This window comes from Clostridium weizhouense, assembly GCF_019431045.1.
Classification (GTDB): Bacteria; Bacillota; Clostridia; order Clostridiales; family Clostridiaceae; genus Clostridium; species Clostridium weizhouense.
Window position 1 is genome coordinate 250,513 of record NZ_JAHXPT010000001.1, and the last position, 15,393, is coordinate 265,905.

Below are 15,393 nucleotides of genomic sequence, written 5' to 3' on the forward strand. Positions count from 1 at the left end.
ACAAAAAAATGTACAGTTTTTTCTATGGTGAAGATGAAACATGATTTTTGAAATCTATCAATTTAAATTATTTTATCATCTAATACAAATTTTCACCATTTGATTGTATTACTTTTTTATACCAATAAAAACTTTTCTTTTTACTTCTTTTTAAAGTTCCATTTCCTTTGTTATCTCTATCTACATATATAAAGCCGTAACGTTTTTCCATTTCTCCTGAACCAGCACTTACTAAATCTATAGGCCCCCAAGATGTATACCCAATTAAATCTACTCCATCAATATTTACTGCATCTCTCATTGCTTTAATATGTTCTCTCAAATAATCTATTCTATAATCGTCTTCTACATATGCATTTTCATCTACTGTATCTCTTGCACCTAGCCCATTTTCTACAATAAATAAAGGCTTTTCGTACCTATCATATATATGATTTAACGTAATTCTTAATCCTATTGGATCTATAGGCCATCCCCATTCACTATATTTAAGATATGGATTTTTAGCTGATACAAATAAATTACCTTCCGCTGTATCATCTTTGTTATCATCAGTTCTTACGCAACGGCTATTATAATATGAGAATGAAACAAAATCCACCGTATATTTTTCCAATAATACTTTATCAGAATCTTCCATTATAGGCATAATACCTTTACGTTCCAATTCTTTAATTGCATAATTAGGATATTTACCTTTTGCTTGCACATCTACAAAAAAATAATTCTCACGATCAACCTTTATAGATTCTAAAACATCTTTAGGATTACAACTATACGGATATACACTTCCTGCTGCAAACATACATCCAACTAAATTATTTTTATCTATTTCATGTGCAATCTTTGTTGCAATAGCGCTAGCCACCAGTTGATGATGAGCAGATTGATATTTTATCTTTTCTTCATTTTCTCCTTCTTCAAAACAAATTCCTGCACTCATAAAAGGAGCATGTAAAATCATGTTTATTTCATTAAAAGTAAGCCAATATTTAACTAAACCTTTATATCTTCTAAAAATAACGTTACATAATTTTTCATAGAAACTTATCATTTTACGATTACGCCAAGAACCATACTTTTCTATTAAATGCATAGGACAATCAAAGTGTGTAATTGTAACTAATGGTTCTATACCGTATTTATGACATTCTTTAAATATATCTTCGTAAAATTGAAGTCCATTTTCATTTGGAATATCTTCATCTCCATTTGGAAATATTCTGCTCCAAGCAATACTCATTCTATACACTTTAAACCCCATTTGTGCAAATAATTTTATATCTTCCTTAAAATTATGATACATATCAATTGCTATCTTAGCTGGATAATAATGCTCTTCATCAAAGTTGTACATTTTTAATTTACCCTTAATAACTAATGATCTGTCTTTACCTGTAGGACATAAATCAACATTAGCTAGTCCTCTACCATCTTCATTATATCCACCTTCACATTGATTGGCAGCAGTGGCTCCACCCCATAAAAAACCATCTCTAAATTTCATATTTTTTCTCCTCCTAGTTAGATAAAGCATTAACTTACGCTAATGCTTTAGGCACATGAAAAAATTCAATGTGCCTTATCTAATAATTAAAGTATAACAGTTATTAAATTACTTCCTCTTTCTATATTTTTATTTTCAGTTTCTACTACTTCTAAATACTCTGACATATTAGTGACAACTATAGGAGTAACTACACTATACCCAGCCTCTTTTATTAAATCTATATCAAAATCTACTAAAGGTTGTCCTTTAGTAATCTTATCCCCTTGCTTAATATGTGCCTTAAATCCTTTACCTTCTAGTTGCACAGTATCTAATCCTATATGAATAAGAATTTCTACACCACTTTCAGCAGTAATCCCTATAGCATGCAAACTTGGAAATAAAGTTGTAACTTCTCCATCTATTGGAGCTACTACCTTTCCTTCACTAGGAATAATTGCAATTCCATGACCTAATACTCCTGATGAAAAGGCTTCATCTTCTATATTGTTTAATTTAACAGCATCTCCTTTTAACGGACTGGCTATTACTACTTTTCCTAACTTATTAGATTTAACTTCTGTAGCTTTTTCTTCCTTTACTGTTTCCGTTTTATCTTTATATAGAATCATTGTTAATATAAACCCTACAACCATTGAAATAACAATACCTATTAAAGCTACTATTAAATTTCCCATAGATCCATCTGGTTCAATCATAGCTGGTAATTCAAATATTCCCATTCCACCTGCCATAAATTTTCTCAAATTAAAGAATCCATAAAATGCTCCTCCAATACCACCAGAAACACAACTAATTATAAAAGGTTTCTTTAATGGTAATAAAATACTATATATAGCTGGCTCAGTTACTCCAAATATTCCTGATATAAAGTTTGGAAGTGCCATTTCCTTAAGCTTTTTATCCTTTGTCTTAAAGAATATTGCTAATACAACTGCTGATGTTGCAAATGTACATGCAAAGAAAGGCATCATAACATTATCATATCCTAATGTCATAATATTATTTATATATACTGGAATAAATCCCCAATGTAATCCAAAAATAACTAGTATTTGCCAAGTAAATCCTACTATTGCTCCTGCTAATAATGGATTAAAATCTCTTACTGAAAATACAAACTCAGAAATAATTTTAGATCCGAAAGTTGCTATTGGTCCAATAACTATAAATACAATTGGTAATGCCACTAATAAAGTTAACATTGGTACAAAAAAGAATTTAACTAAATCCGGTATAAATTTACTAAAGAATTTCTCACATTTTGCTGCAAAATATACTGCTAGTATAATTGGAATAACTGTTCCTGTATAATCTATTGAAATTATTGGTATACCAAAGAAATCAATATAAATTGGTGAAGAAAATATTGTTCCATTAAATAAAGTATATAATGGATCTATTCCTGCTGATAGAGCACTTGACTGTATACCTGGATAACACATAGTTGCTCCAATAACTAATCCAAGCATTGGTTTTAAACCAAATTTTTTAGCTGAAGTATATCCTAGAAATAAAGGAAGAAATGTAAATAATGCATCTCCAATCGCATTTATTGTTAAATATCCACCACAAGTGTTTGTATATAATCCTATTGCTACAAATAATGCATTTAATCCCTTTATCATACCACAAGCTGCCATAATACCTAATATAGGCTGAAAGATTCCTGATACAATATCAATTCCCTTATCAAGTAAACTTCCTGATTTTTTTTCATCCAAACCTTTATTAAAATTGTCAATATCTATTAATTCACATACCTCTGAATATACATCTGGAACATGATTTCCTATAACTACTTGATACTGTCCAGCACTTTTCATAACTGTAACGATACCTTCCATATTTTTTAATACATCATCATTTGCTATATTATCGTCTTTTAATTTAAAACGTAATCTAGTAATACAATGTGTTAAACCAATAATGTTTTCTTTTCCACCAACATTTTTTACAATCTCTTTTGCTAATTGATTATATTTTTTCATCTTTTTACTCCTCCATCTTTCTTTTAAAATTATTAATTGAAATTTGAAGGTTTAGCCAACTTAATGTTACTATCCAACTTAAAAGATAATTTATACAAATACCACATCCTTTCAAACTATATAATAAATATCTATACTTTTAATTTTAAATCTTGTATTACCTTTGCAATATGTATAGTTAAATATATCATTTCATCAACTGTTAAATTATAATTATATTTTTTATGAATAAAAGTTCTAATCTTAATGATACATTCAAATTCCTTAGAATATTTTTTCTTTATTATGCTTAAAAGCTCTTCATCTGTATCTCCACTATATGTATTATCTGAAAATAAACGTTGAGCAAAAAACTTTAAATGTGTAATAAATCTATAATAAAATACTGATTCCTCTTTAAATTGGACTCCAAAATGAATTCTCACTATAGTAAGTATTTCATTTATTAACTTTGTAATCCCTTGAACCATAGGCTGTTCTTCATTTAACTGTGCGCTTACAATATGAAAAGCAATAAATCCGGCTTCATCATCTGGAAGTTTAACTTTTGTTTTTTCTCTTATAATATCTAATGCTTTCATTCCAATTTCAAATTCATCTATGTAAAAACGTTTAATTTCCCAAAGAAGAGCATTTCTCACTATAATTCCATTTTTAGTTCTTTGAATTGCAGTATATATATGATCACTTAATGAAATATAAATTCTTTCATTCAATTTTTTATTTAACTTATCTTGAGCATATTCAATAATTTCATCACATAACTTCATATATTGTATTGGTATACTATTAAGTAACTCTTCAAACTTATTTGAGATTTCTTTATTAGATATTCTAAATACTTTATTTATCTTTTCTTCATCAATAACATCACCTTTGGACTTTTGATATCCTATTCCTTTTCCCATAACAATTATTTCTTCACCATTAGAATCTACTGTAATTACAACATTATTATTCAAAAGTCTATTAATAACCATAGCTTTTCCTCCCTTTCAAGGATGTTTTGCTTAATTTAGTTATATAAATTAAATTTTATCTAAAAATGAAAAAGCCCATTCATTATAATGCAAAAGAAACTATAAGTATCCTCTGCATATTAATGAATAGGCTTAGCTTGCACTTAAACAATTACTACCCTGTTCCTCTTAATATATTGTCATATTAACATATATTTTTCTATTTGTCAACGTTTCCACGTTTGAATCTGTATTAAAAATTTAATCTACATTATAAGTTGTAAACACTCCATCTCTGTCGTGGATTTCATTAGTAAAGATTAAGGTTAATCAACTCTTCTTAAATATAGATTTCATAGCTCTTTTTAAGACATCAAAAAAACTTAACGAAGAAACCATATGATCTGGATTAACATAATTTCGAACAGCACGAAGCACTTTTTTTGCTTCTTTAGAAGAAAACGTATATGTACCATTTTTCTTCGTTTGGATTGCATATCGCGGAATCCACTTTCCCTTAAACAATACCGATGCAATAACATATTCAACTTCTTCCCAAGGAATTTGAATATACTTATGAGAATCACGAGAATTATAAAACTCAAAGCCTTTATCACCTATCATTATTTTACCATAATCTGCAAGTCCAGTAAAAGCTGTTGCATCAATTACTAAATCCACCTTTGTATTGAGTGATTGAACCATCTAAGTTACCCCATTTCTACTTGTATATACATTTATTTTTATTATATATCCTTTATATATTTCTATCAATCATTTAAAAATCAATTAAAAATAACACATATTTCACTAATTTGTTTGATTCCTATATAAACAAATCTCATAATTCTTTAATATAAAAATTATTTTTCTTACTTTAACTGATTTATGTGTTAATAAAAGCCCAGGCTAAATGCCTAGGCTAAACAAAAAATATTACATTAAACCAATCAAGTGGAAAACTATACCAATTGCGAATAATCCAAGAATAATTACAATTGGAGATACTTTCTTCTTAAGCAACCACATACAAATAAATGTAATTATTAATCCTGCAAGTCCAGGGATTAATGAATCTAAGTTATTTTGTAATGTTGTAACTTTTTCAGGTGTTAATGACATACCTGCTCCTTGTTGCATTAACGCTGTTTTTATACCTTCTGCTCCTTGTGGAAGAGCACTCCAATCAATATATGCACCTTTACTTAAGTTAACTGATGATACTACTGGTGCAAATTTAACAGATACCCACCTATTAACTAATGATCCCAAAATGAACATACCTAGTATAGATGCTCCTTTTGTAACATCTTGTAATAAACTACCTGATAAATCATCACTAATACGAGATCCTGCTCTATAACCAAATTCTTGTGTATACCACATGAATGCCATACGAATAATATTCCAAGCCAAGAAGAATATTATTGGTCCAAGTATATTACCACTCATAGCAAGAGTAGCACCTAATGCTCCTAAAATTGGTCTAACAGTAAACCAAAAAACTGGGTCTCCGATACCTGCTAAAGGTCCCATCATACCAACTTTAACACCTTGAATAGTTGCATCATCTACAGGTGCGCCATTTGCACGTTCTTCTTCTAAAGCTAATGTTACTCCAAGAACTGGTGAAGCTACATATGGGTGAGTGTTAAAGAATTCTAAATGACGTTTTAATGCCTCTGATTGTTCCTCTTTAGTCTTATATAATCTCTTAATTGCTGGAATCATTGCATATGCCCAACCACCGTTTTGCATTCTTTCATAGTTCCAAGAACCTTGAAGGAAAAATGAACGGAACCAAACAGAAATACGATCTTTTTTTGTTAATTTTAATTGTTTTGACATTTTCGTTTCCTCTCCCTTCTTAGTATCTATCAATGATATCCCCTAAAGGATCACCAGTATTTGAACTTCCACCATTACCTACTCCACCTTGTTTGCTAAGTGTTAAGTAAATAAGAGCTAAAGCTACACCTATTGCTCCAAGTCCTATAAGTGTAATTTGTGAGATAGTTGCTAATACGAAACCAATTGCAAAGAATGGCCAAACTTCTTTTGTAGCCATCATATTGATTACCATTGCGTAACCAACAGCTACAACCATTCCACCACCGATTGCTAAACCATCTGTTAACCAAGCTGGCATAGATGCAAGTAATCCAGATATTGGACCGGCGCCAATTATTAAAATTAATGCTGCTGGAATTGCAATACGTATACCTTGTAAACAAATAGCAGCAATTTGCCACATTTCAATAGCTCTTATATTTCCTTCTTTAGCCGCTGCATCCATAAAATGTACGAATGCTGTAGCAATTGTACGACAAATAATTGTTAATAATAGTCCTGCAACTGCTAAAGGAACAGCAATAGCGATTGCCGCAGTAATTCCTTCTTTACCGCTTTGTCCTCCAAGAACTAAAATGATTGCTGATGCAACAGATGCTAATGCTGCATCTGGTGCTACTGCCGCACCTATATTGGCCCAACCTAAGGCCATCATTTGAAGAGTACCACCTAAGATTAAGCATGGTAATAAATTACCTGTAACCAATCCAATTAATGTACATGCAACTAATGGTTGATGGAACTGGAATTCATCCAATATACCTTCTACACCAGCTAGAAATGCTATAATAATGACTAATACAATTTGAAGTATATTTAAAGTCATGATTACTAATCCTCCTTTTTTATTTAAATAATTAGATTATTTTAATTTATTTAATTCTTGTTGTGCTTTTTTAAGTATTTCATCCATATTTCCCTTTGCGTCATTTGGTACTTTACGAACATCAAAATTAAGTCCAGCTTGTTTTAACTTATTAAATGTATCGATATCTTTTTGATTAAAAGCAAGTACTTTATTAGGTTGAACCTTACCTATAGAATGAGCCATAGAACCAACATTTATTGTCTTTAATGGCACTCCACCTTCTACCGCTCTAAGTACATCTTCTGGATTTTCAAAAAGAAGTAATGCACGTTGACCCCCAAAATGTTGATCATCTTTTGAAAGTTTAATCATATGATCAACTGGAATAACATGTGCTTTAACTCCTGGAGGAGCAGCTTGTTGTATTAATTTCTTACGAAGTTGATCTTTAGCTACTGCATCTGAAACTACAATAATTCTTGTAGGTTGAACAGTTTTTGTCCAAGCAGTTGCTACTTGACCATGAAGTAAACGAGAATCAATACGCGCTAAAACATATTCAAATGATCCTGGTGCACCTGCATTAGATTGTTGAGCTGAAGCGTTAATAGCCTTACCAGTATCTTCTGGTTCTAATTCTTCTGGCTTAACCTTAACTCCGTCTTTAGCTGATGTTACAATATAAGATGCAATTTCTTGTGCAGATTCCATAGAAAGACGTGCACCATAAGCTTCAATAAGCATTGGTAAATTTAAACCAGCTACTATTGCCCATTTATCTTTGTGTTCTTCAAATAAACCATTTGCTTGATTAAATGGTGTACCACCCCAAAGATCAACTAAGAATAAGACTTCATCTTGATTGTCAAAGGATGCAATTGCGTCTTTCATTTTTGCTTTAAGATCATCAGGTCCTTCACTAGGCATCAACGTAACAGCTTTTACGTTTTCTTGTTCTCCAAAAATCATTTTACCAGATTGCATGATGCCTTTAGCAAATTCTCCGTGACTAGCAAGAATAATTCCTACCATTTTTATACCTCCTATTTTTTTATTTGTTACAAAAACAAAAAAAGCATAAGCATTTGGAAATAAAATAAAGCAATATATGTTAAGAATTTGTCACACCTCTTGTATACTAAATTGAATCATAAAAAAATATTATAATACCTTATAAAAATATACAAAACATGTGATACAAAAAACAAATATTACATTTATCCTATTGCATTTTTTATTTCCATACGCTTATGCCTGATCGAATCAGTAACACGCTAAATATTTTTATTTTATTGTAATCTACTTAAGAACTCTCCTAAATCTTTTTTGACTACGTTTACATCATAACACTTTTTTTTCTATTATGCAATATAATTTTTAAAAGAATTATTTTCTATATTATTAAAATTCTGTTACTTAATATTAATTATAACTTCAAATTTAAAATCTATATTATATGTTTTTAATTTTTTCACATATTTTTCCGAATAAACCCACAGCAAGTTTTATATTTTCCATTAATAGCTCTTTCAATAGATTGAAATGTAACATCATAAAAAGTAGCGGCCTCCCGTAAATTCCCCCACACTTTAATTAACCTTCCATTAATATCTCTTTCTGTATATCCAAATTTACTCCGTATGTTAATTCCATATTTTAAATATTCATTATATTCTCTTAAATATAACCATAAAAAGCCTTTATGTGATTTATGCTTCTCATATTTACAACATTTTTTAATAGAACTTAAATCAAATTCTTTTTTTAGCTCTTGTAAAGTATATGCCCCTATATAATTCGCATTTTTATCCAATTTTACTATTCTTATATCTTCATTTCTACTTCTTCTATTTTCCTGATACTCCATGTATCTCTTAAATTTATCCCATTTATCTTTTTTTCTTTTCATATAAATAGTTGCATCTTCATATAAAAACTCTATAGCATCTCTATATTTTTTACCAGGAAAACTTATTTGATAACTATTTGGTGAATGACTATTTATTAAAACCTCTTTTTCTGAATCAAAAAATTTCTTAATTCCATATAACATTTGATATGTACCAATAAATTTTATTTCACAAATAAAATTTAAACTTTTTCTCTGTTTTCTTGATTTCATATAAGTTGATATACAGCCATCACCATCCATATATCCCCTAATAAAATGATTAATTAAATTTTTAGACACCATATTTTCATTTGGGAATTTTAATACCAATGATTTTCTTGGTATGCATCCTAGTTTTATTAAGTCATTCGCCATCTTAGTACTACTAATACTAATAGAAATATATCCTTTTTTATTTACACATATTGGTCTATCAAAATTTATATCTTTTAAAAACTCTTCTAATATATTTCTATCATTTGGATTTAATTGCATTATTACATTTTTATTTTTTCAAATTTTTTAAATACACATCCATCTGCATACAAAAAAACTAACCAATACGCCTTTCTTTCAGTATCTATCTTCTCAAAATATGAATCATCTTGAATATATTTTGGCATATTATCACCCTATAATATTTTTTGTAAAATAAAGAAAGTTATTCATTCTAATCAAATTGCGAACTACTAATATTAAACATAATTCAATATAATATAAAAAAATCCACGACAAATTTGTCGTGGATTTCATGGTGGAGGCGACGGGTGTCGAACCCGTGTCCGAAAGTAGTTGAATTTGAATTTCTCCGAGTGCAGTCTATATTTTAAAATTCCCGCCAGATGACGCCCATAGACAGGCTTCACCTTTTGGTAGCTTCATAAATACCCCTTTAGCTCAAAGCTTTGCTAAACTTCGTGTCCCACTCAATGACACCAGTGATCCAAGCCGTAGGCAACCTGGGCTGATGAGTAGCTTATATTAAGCTGCTAATGCAAAATTGTCTTCTGCGTTTACATTTAATGCATACTTTATTAACGAGGACACATGCTTCCCTCGACTCGCTTAACAAACCCCTCTTACCCCCGTCGAAGCCAAAACGCCCCCATGTTCATAAGATGTTTGTAAACTTACATATTCAATTTTGTTGTCTGTTCCTAAATTATATAGCATTAAAAATAGTATGTCAAATATCATATTAAAACAATTAATACAAAATATTCTTTTATTAATTATTATTTTAAATTTATTTCTATATTTTTTATTTATTTATATATCATAATTTTAATATACTTTTTTATTCAATTTTTAATTTCTTAATATTCATTATATGTTTTAAATATTAAGAAAAAGAAAACACTCTTCATTAATAGATAATATAAAAATATTGCTTATTATTATTTTTCAGGAATTACAGCATATATAGCAATGTTTTCCTCAGCTAAACAACGGATTACTTCTGGTATTTGTTGTATTGCTATTTTCACTTCAAATCCATGTTCTAAATCTTTAATGTTATCTATAAAATATATATCTTCCATAATTCTTCTTACACTTTGCTTATCTACTATTTCAAAATAAACAGTTACTTTATCATCACTATAATCAAATGGCGTTCCTTTAACATGTTGAACTTTCATAAAACTATCACCTTCTTTTTGCTATTATAAACTTTTATATCTGCGAAAGAAACTTGTTTTAATGTTAGTCTCTACAAGTTTGTAATTCTTTCTTATAGAATATCCTGTAATCATACATTTTCTATAACTCTACTTCCACCCCCATTATATACGATGCAATTATAATCTATCTACAGAAATATACACTTTCCAATATCGAATTAAAATATATCCTAAAATTTACAAATTTTATTTCTTCTATTTGTATCAAATGATACGGAATTTTTCTTAATATTATATTATACTCTACTTATCAAATCAAAATTTAAAAAACAAATTAAGAATACTAATAAAAATTATATACTGTATTTTGAGTAAAAATTGATATTGTAGTATAAGGGCGAACTAGCATTGGAATTTGCTTTTTAGAACTCTTAAGTGAGAATCCAACTTTTATATTTGGTTATTCGAACTTACTCCACGAATATACATGAGTAGAGTTTCCTATTTAAGTTCTGTCCATGAGCTTTATACTACAACATCAATACTGTTTAAAACATAGCAAAATTATAAATATATGAGGGAGAATTTAATTATGATTAGAAAAATAATTAAAATTGATGAAAATAAATGTACTGGTTGTAATCTTTGTGTTGATGCTTGCCATGAAGGTGCAATCGGATTAGTCAATGGTAAAGCAAAATTATTACGTGATGACTATTGTGATGGATTAGGTGACTGTTTACCTTCTTGCCCAACAGGTGCAATTTCTTTTGAGGAAAGAGAAGCTTTAGAATATGATGAAGAAGCAGTAAAAATTAATATGCAAAAAAGAGAGGCTGAAAAAAAAGCCCTAAAATTGCCTTGTGGATGTCCAGGATCCCAAGAAAAAACTCTTAAGCATAAAGTTATTTCTAATGAATGTAATAATGAGAAAGTTTCTTCTCAATTAAATCAGTGGCCAGTTCAAATTAAACTTGTGTCTTCTAATGCAGGATATCTGCAAAATTCCAATCTTTTAATTGCCGCAGATTGTACTGCTTATGCTTATGGAGACTTTCATAATCGATTTATAAAAAATAGAATTACCTTAATTGGATGTCCTAAACTTGATGAAGATGATTATTCTGAAAAACTAACTGAAATACTAAAATATAATGATATAAAAAGCCTTACTGTTGTACGTATGGAAGTTCCTTGCTGTGGAGGAATTGTTAATGCAGTAAAAAATGCACTTATTGCAAGTGGAAAAATGATTCCGTGGCAAATAGTTACTATCTCAACAAATGGTGAAATAATAGAATAAGATTTCATCAATACTACTGTAGAATTGTGAACTTTTTATATAAATATTCATTATCCCTATATTTAAAATTATTATAAATTCCTAAAAAACAAAAAATCTCTTTTGTGAATTATTAAATCACAAAAGAGATTTTTTTAGTTATATACTTAAACATTCCAATTATCTTTTCATAAATGTTTATATTACAAGTATACATTCATCTGTTCATGAGCTTTATACTATAATATCAACATCTATATTTAAAAAATGTTCATTATACTATTTATCTATTTTCTAAGAATGCAGTTAACTTATTTACAGTTGACATATCTTCTCTTTCTAAATCTGTTGGTTGTAATTTTATTCCTAACTTTTCTTCTATTTGAAGTAAAACTTCTATAATTGCTAATGAATCTAATAATCCAGCTTCAAAAAGATCTAAATCTAAATCCTCTGCAAGTTCATCATTACCAGTAACCTCAATAAATATTTCTAATACTTTATCTTTCATAATTTACACTCCTTTAATATATATTGCATAGAGTTAACTACACTTTATTTCTTTTATCCATGTTTTAATTAATAAATGTTAATATTTTTAGTATAAGGGCGGAATGGCATTGGAATTTGCTTTTTAGAACTCTTAATGAAGATCTGTACAATTAATTGCTTGTCACAATCTTTGATTGGGAGCATGCATTAATTGGATTAATCTTTATTTTTAGAGTTTTTAAGTAAATTCCTCTGTCCATGAGCTTTATACTAAAAATATCAAAGTCAATTTAAAACATACTTTTTATTTAAATAAATATCCTGAGAATACCAACATACCAAAACATACTATATGAAATGTTATTATCCTCTGCATAATTTGAAACCAATTTTCTTTTTTATGCTTTTTATAATATTTAGATTTTCTTTGATATATATCAGTTAAAACTAACGCTGAGCCTTGATACAATCCATAAATTATGTAATATGCAGTAAGTCCATGCCATAATCCCATTATAAACATTGTTATAATTTGTGCAACATGCGATGCTATAAATCTATTTTTAAATCTTTTATTTCTCATTGAATTTAATACAAATCTTGAAAAAATATAATCTCCAAACCATCTTGATAATGATATATGCCATCTAGTCCAAAACTCTTTCATATCTTTACTTAAAAAAGGTTTATTGAAATTTTCTGGAGTTTTTATGCCAAATATATAACTTGTTCCAACTGCAAACAAACTATAACCAGCAAAATCAAAAAATAGATATAATGTATAAGCATACATATAATTTATACTATTAAATATAGTAACATTATCAGGTATTTTTAACAACCAATAGGTATCTATCAAGTATGCCAAAATAAATTTATAACCTATTGCTATAAATATCTTTTTTAATCCTGATATTAAGTATTCATTTATATACACATCTTTTTCTATTTTGGTATTTAAATTATCCTCAAACCTTTTCCACCTATCGATTGGTCCTGAACTTAATGTTGGAAAAAACATAATAAAATATATAAATGACATAAATTTTATTTCTGTAATTCTTCCATCATAAATTTCAATTATCATTTGGATTACCTTAAAATTTAAATATGATAATCCAATAAATCCAACATATGAAGCATATTGTGTAACTCCAGCTACTTTAGTTGAAATAACTGGAAGCATAGAACTAAATAAAAATAACCAATATACATACTTATTATCCGTTTTTTTTCTTATAAATAAGTACATATAAATTAAAATTATTTCTAACACTAAAAACATTAGGAATAATTTTAATCCCAAGGTATTACCCATTATTAATAGAGTCATACCTATTGATGCAATTATTCCATAATACTTAGTATTAATGCCACTTAATCCTAAGAGTATTGCAGGAATGAATGTTACAAATAATAAATATAAATAAAAGTAATCTCCATACTGCGTTAATTTCATTATAAATCCTCCGCTATAAATTCTCTGCTAATTTTTTCCTATCAATTTTTCCATTTATATTTGTTGGGAACTCCTTAACTATTTTTATATTTCTAGGAACCATATATGAAGGTATTAGTTCACCTAATTCTTTCTTTATCATTATTCCATTTTTTAATCCACTTAATCCATTGTCTTCTTTTAATTCGATAAAAGCAGTTAAATATGCAATTTTGCCATCCTTATTTACTGGAACAACTGCTGCATTTTTTACATTACTAACTCTTACTAAATTATTTTCTATATCTTCTATCTCAATTCTATATCCATTAAGTTTTATTTGGAAATCCTTTCTTCCACAATAATATAAATTTCCATCAATATAATATCCTAGATCTCCAGTTCTATAAGCTCTGCACTTCTCTCCATTATAATCATCATAGAAAAATGCTTTTTTTGTAATTTCTTCATTATTAAAATATCCTTTGCTTACACTAGGTCCAACAATTATAATTTCTCCCTTTTCACCATCTTTTACAATATTGCCATCTTCATCAACAATTTTAACAATTGATGTTTTCATAGGATGTCCAATAGGTAAACTTCCTTCTTTTGATAAAGCTTCTCTATTCATATCATTTACGCTCACTGCTACTGTTGCTTCTGTAGGGCCATATCCATTTATAATTCTTGTATTTGGAAATCTATTTAAAAGTTCTTCACATAATGGTTTTGGAAGCACTTCTCCCACAAATACCATAGCTTTTAAATTAGGTAACATATTTGAGTCAAATGCTGTTTCAGTTACACACATTCCAGCAAATGATGGAGTGGATACCCATATATTAATTCCTGAATTTGCAATATCACTAAACATTTCTTTTAAATTTGAAAGTGTCTTCTTTGAAAAGCCATGTAATGTTTTACCATAGCATAATCCTGGATAAATTGAAGTTACAGATAAATCAAAAGAATATGCTGCTTGATTCATAAATACTTCTTCTTTTTCATCTAAATTTAAGTATTCTGCTATCCATTCAACAAAATTATCTAAATTATTACTACTTATTTGTACACCCTTTGGCTTGCCTGTACTACCAGAAGTAAATAAAATATAGGCATTTTCATCTTCTTTAACCCAGTTATTCTTATCAACTTTTACATCACTATATTCTTTAACTATTTCATGAATTTTATTTTCTCTTAAAACTCTTATATTATCAAATGTATTTCCTTCACTAAAATCTATAAGTATTTTAGGATTAACTTCACTAATAATCGCATCTACTCTTTCTTTAGGATAACTTATATCTATTGGTATGTACGCTCTTCCTGACTTTAATGCAGACATCATAACTGCCATCATTAAATTCTCTTTATTTCCATAAATAATAATAGGTGTTCTATCATCACCTAATTCTTTTAATAAAAATCCTGCTACGCATTCAGATACATTATCTAATTCTCTATATGTCATAGATACACCATCACAAGTTAATGCAATTCTCTCACTCTCTGAATATCTCTTTATTCCATTTAAAATCTTCAT

At 28.5% G+C, this 15,393-nt stretch carries 14 protein-coding genes and 1 other RNA gene; 1 reads left to right on the forward strand and 14 read right to left on the reverse strand.

Annotated elements, in window-relative coordinates; translation table 11 throughout:
• Positions 1-79 precede the first annotated feature (79 nt).
• The 11 genes from KYD98_RS01150 to KYD98_RS01195 form a co-directional block, all read right to left on the reverse strand.
• Entirely contained in the window at positions 80-1,507 is a 1,428-nt protein-coding gene (locus KYD98_RS01150) for a 6-phospho-beta-glucosidase (RefSeq protein ID WP_219777755.1), read from the reverse strand.
• Positions 1,508-1,593: 86 nt separating this feature from the next.
• A complete protein-coding gene (locus KYD98_RS01155; protein ID WP_219777756.1) occupies positions 1,594-3,501 on the reverse strand; it encodes a beta-glucoside-specific PTS transporter subunit IIABC in 1,908 nt (635 codons plus the stop codon).
• Positions 3,502-3,632: 131 nt separating this feature from the next.
• On the reverse strand, positions 3,633-4,481 hold the full coding sequence (licT, locus tag KYD98_RS01160; protein WP_219777757.1) for a BglG family transcription antiterminator LicT: 849 nt from the start codon (positions 4,479-4,481) through the stop codon (positions 3,633-3,635).
• 309 nt (positions 4,482-4,790) lie between these two features.
• Positions 4,791-5,165, reverse strand: coding sequence for a DUF956 family protein (locus KYD98_RS01165; protein WP_219777758.1), 375 nt, complete (start codon positions 5,163-5,165; stop codon positions 4,791-4,793).
• Positions 5,166-5,396: 231 nt separating this feature from the next.
• Entirely contained in the window at positions 5,397-6,308 is a 912-nt protein-coding gene (locus tag KYD98_RS01170; RefSeq protein WP_219777759.1) for a PTS system mannose/fructose/sorbose family transporter subunit IID, read from the reverse strand.
• 19 nt (positions 6,309-6,327) lie between these two features.
• Positions 6,328-7,137: a PTS mannose/fructose/sorbose transporter subunit IIC gene (locus tag KYD98_RS01175; protein WP_219777760.1), complete on the reverse strand. Its 810-nt coding sequence runs from the start codon at positions 7,135-7,137 to the stop codon at positions 6,328-6,330.
• Between the two features lie 36 nt (positions 7,138-7,173).
• Positions 7,174-8,151 carry a mannose/fructose/sorbose PTS transporter subunit IIA gene (locus KYD98_RS01180; protein ID WP_219777761.1) on the reverse strand — a complete coding sequence of 326 codons (978 nt, stop codon included), beginning with the start codon at positions 8,149-8,151 and terminating at the stop codon, positions 7,174-7,176.
• A gap of 439 nt (positions 8,152-8,590) precedes the next feature.
• Positions 8,591-9,505 carry an LAGLIDADG family homing endonuclease gene (locus KYD98_RS01185; RefSeq protein WP_219777762.1) on the reverse strand — a complete coding sequence of 305 codons (915 nt, stop codon included), beginning with the start codon at positions 9,503-9,505 and terminating at the stop codon, positions 8,591-8,593.
• Positions 9,506-9,507: 2 nt separating this feature from the next.
• The gene (locus KYD98_RS18045; protein WP_258049556.1) at positions 9,508-9,633 is read right to left on the reverse strand and encodes a hypothetical protein; all 126 of its coding nucleotides are present in this window, start codon (positions 9,631-9,633) and stop codon (positions 9,508-9,510) included.
• A gap of 129 nt (positions 9,634-9,762) precedes the next feature.
• Positions 9,763-10,117: a transfer-messenger RNA gene (gene ssrA, locus KYD98_RS01190) on the reverse strand.
• A gap of 290 nt (positions 10,118-10,407) precedes the next feature.
• Positions 10,408-10,650: a hypothetical protein gene (locus tag KYD98_RS01195; protein ID WP_219777763.1), complete on the reverse strand. Its 243-nt coding sequence runs from the start codon at positions 10,648-10,650 to the stop codon at positions 10,408-10,410.
• A gap of 574 nt (positions 10,651-11,224) precedes the next feature.
• On the opposite strand from KYD98_RS01195, the gene KYD98_RS01200 reads away from it, so the two are divergent.
• The gene (locus KYD98_RS01200) at positions 11,225-11,935 is read left to right on the forward strand and encodes an ATP-binding protein (RefSeq protein WP_219777764.1); all 711 of its coding nucleotides are present in this window, start codon (positions 11,225-11,227) and stop codon (positions 11,933-11,935) included.
• A 262-nt stretch (positions 11,936-12,197) separates the two neighbouring features.
• Here the strand turns inward: KYD98_RS01200 and dltC are convergent, their stop codons facing one another.
• From dltC to dltA, 3 genes are all read right to left on the reverse strand, one after another.
• Positions 12,198-12,425, reverse strand: coding sequence for a D-alanine--poly(phosphoribitol) ligase subunit DltC (dltC, locus tag KYD98_RS01205; protein ID WP_219777765.1), 228 nt, complete (start codon positions 12,423-12,425; stop codon positions 12,198-12,200).
• Positions 12,426-12,710: 285 nt separating this feature from the next.
• Positions 12,711-13,865 (reverse strand): D-alanyl-lipoteichoic acid biosynthesis protein DltB, encoded by a 1,155-nt coding sequence (gene dltB / locus KYD98_RS01210; RefSeq protein WP_219777766.1) that lies wholly within the window; start codon positions 13,863-13,865, stop codon positions 12,711-12,713.
• A 13-nt stretch (positions 13,866-13,878) separates the two neighbouring features.
• Positions 13,879-15,393 carry a D-alanine--poly(phosphoribitol) ligase subunit DltA gene (gene dltA, locus KYD98_RS01215; RefSeq protein ID WP_219777767.1) on the reverse strand — a complete coding sequence of 505 codons (1,515 nt, stop codon included), beginning with the start codon at positions 15,391-15,393 and terminating at the stop codon, positions 13,879-13,881.

Bases quoted from the DNA above. Each gene is read 5' to 3' on its own strand.
- KYD98_RS01150 (WP_219777755.1), bottom strand. From the start codon at position 1,507: ATGAAATTTAGAGATGGTTTTTTATGGGGTGGAGCCACTGCTGCCAAT.
- KYD98_RS01155 (WP_219777756.1), bottom strand. From the start codon at position 3,501: ATGAAAAAATATAATCAATTAGCAAAAGAGATTGTAAAAAATGTTGGT.
- licT (WP_219777757.1), bottom strand. From the start codon at position 4,481: ATGGTTATTAATAGACTTTTGAATAATAATGTTGTAATTACAGTAGAT.
- KYD98_RS01165 (WP_219777758.1), bottom strand. From the start codon at position 5,165: ATGGTTCAATCACTCAATACAAAGGTGGATTTAGTAATTGATGCAACA.
- KYD98_RS01170 (WP_219777759.1), bottom strand. From the start codon at position 6,308: ATGTCAAAACAATTAAAATTAACAAAAAAAGATCGTATTTCTGTTTGG.
- KYD98_RS01175 (WP_219777760.1), bottom strand. From the start codon at position 7,137: ATGACTTTAAATATACTTCAAATTGTATTAGTCATTATTATAGCATTT.
- KYD98_RS01180 (WP_219777761.1), bottom strand. From the start codon at position 8,151: ATGGTAGGAATTATTCTTGCTAGTCACGGAGAATTTGCTAAAGGCATC.
- KYD98_RS01185 (WP_219777762.1), bottom strand. From the start codon at position 9,505: ATGCAATTAAATCCAAATGATAGAAATATATTAGAAGAGTTTTTAAAA.
- KYD98_RS18045 (WP_258049556.1), bottom strand. From the start codon at position 9,633: ATGCCAAAATATATTCAAGATGATTCATATTTTGAGAAGATAGATACT.
- KYD98_RS01195 (WP_219777763.1), bottom strand. From the start codon at position 10,650: ATGAAAGTTCAACATGTTAAAGGAACGCCATTTGATTATAGTGATGAT.
- KYD98_RS01200 (WP_219777764.1), top strand. From the start codon at position 11,225: ATGATTAGAAAAATAATTAAAATTGATGAAAATAAATGTACTGGTTGT.
- dltC (WP_219777765.1), bottom strand. From the start codon at position 12,425: ATGAAAGATAAAGTATTAGAAATATTTATTGAGGTTACTGGTAATGAT.
- dltB (WP_219777766.1), bottom strand. From the start codon at position 13,865: ATGAAATTAACGCAGTATGGAGATTACTTTTATTTATATTTATTATTT.
- dltA (WP_219777767.1), bottom strand. From the start codon at position 15,393: ATGAAGATTTTAAATGGAATAAAGAGATATTCAGAGAGTGAGAGAATT.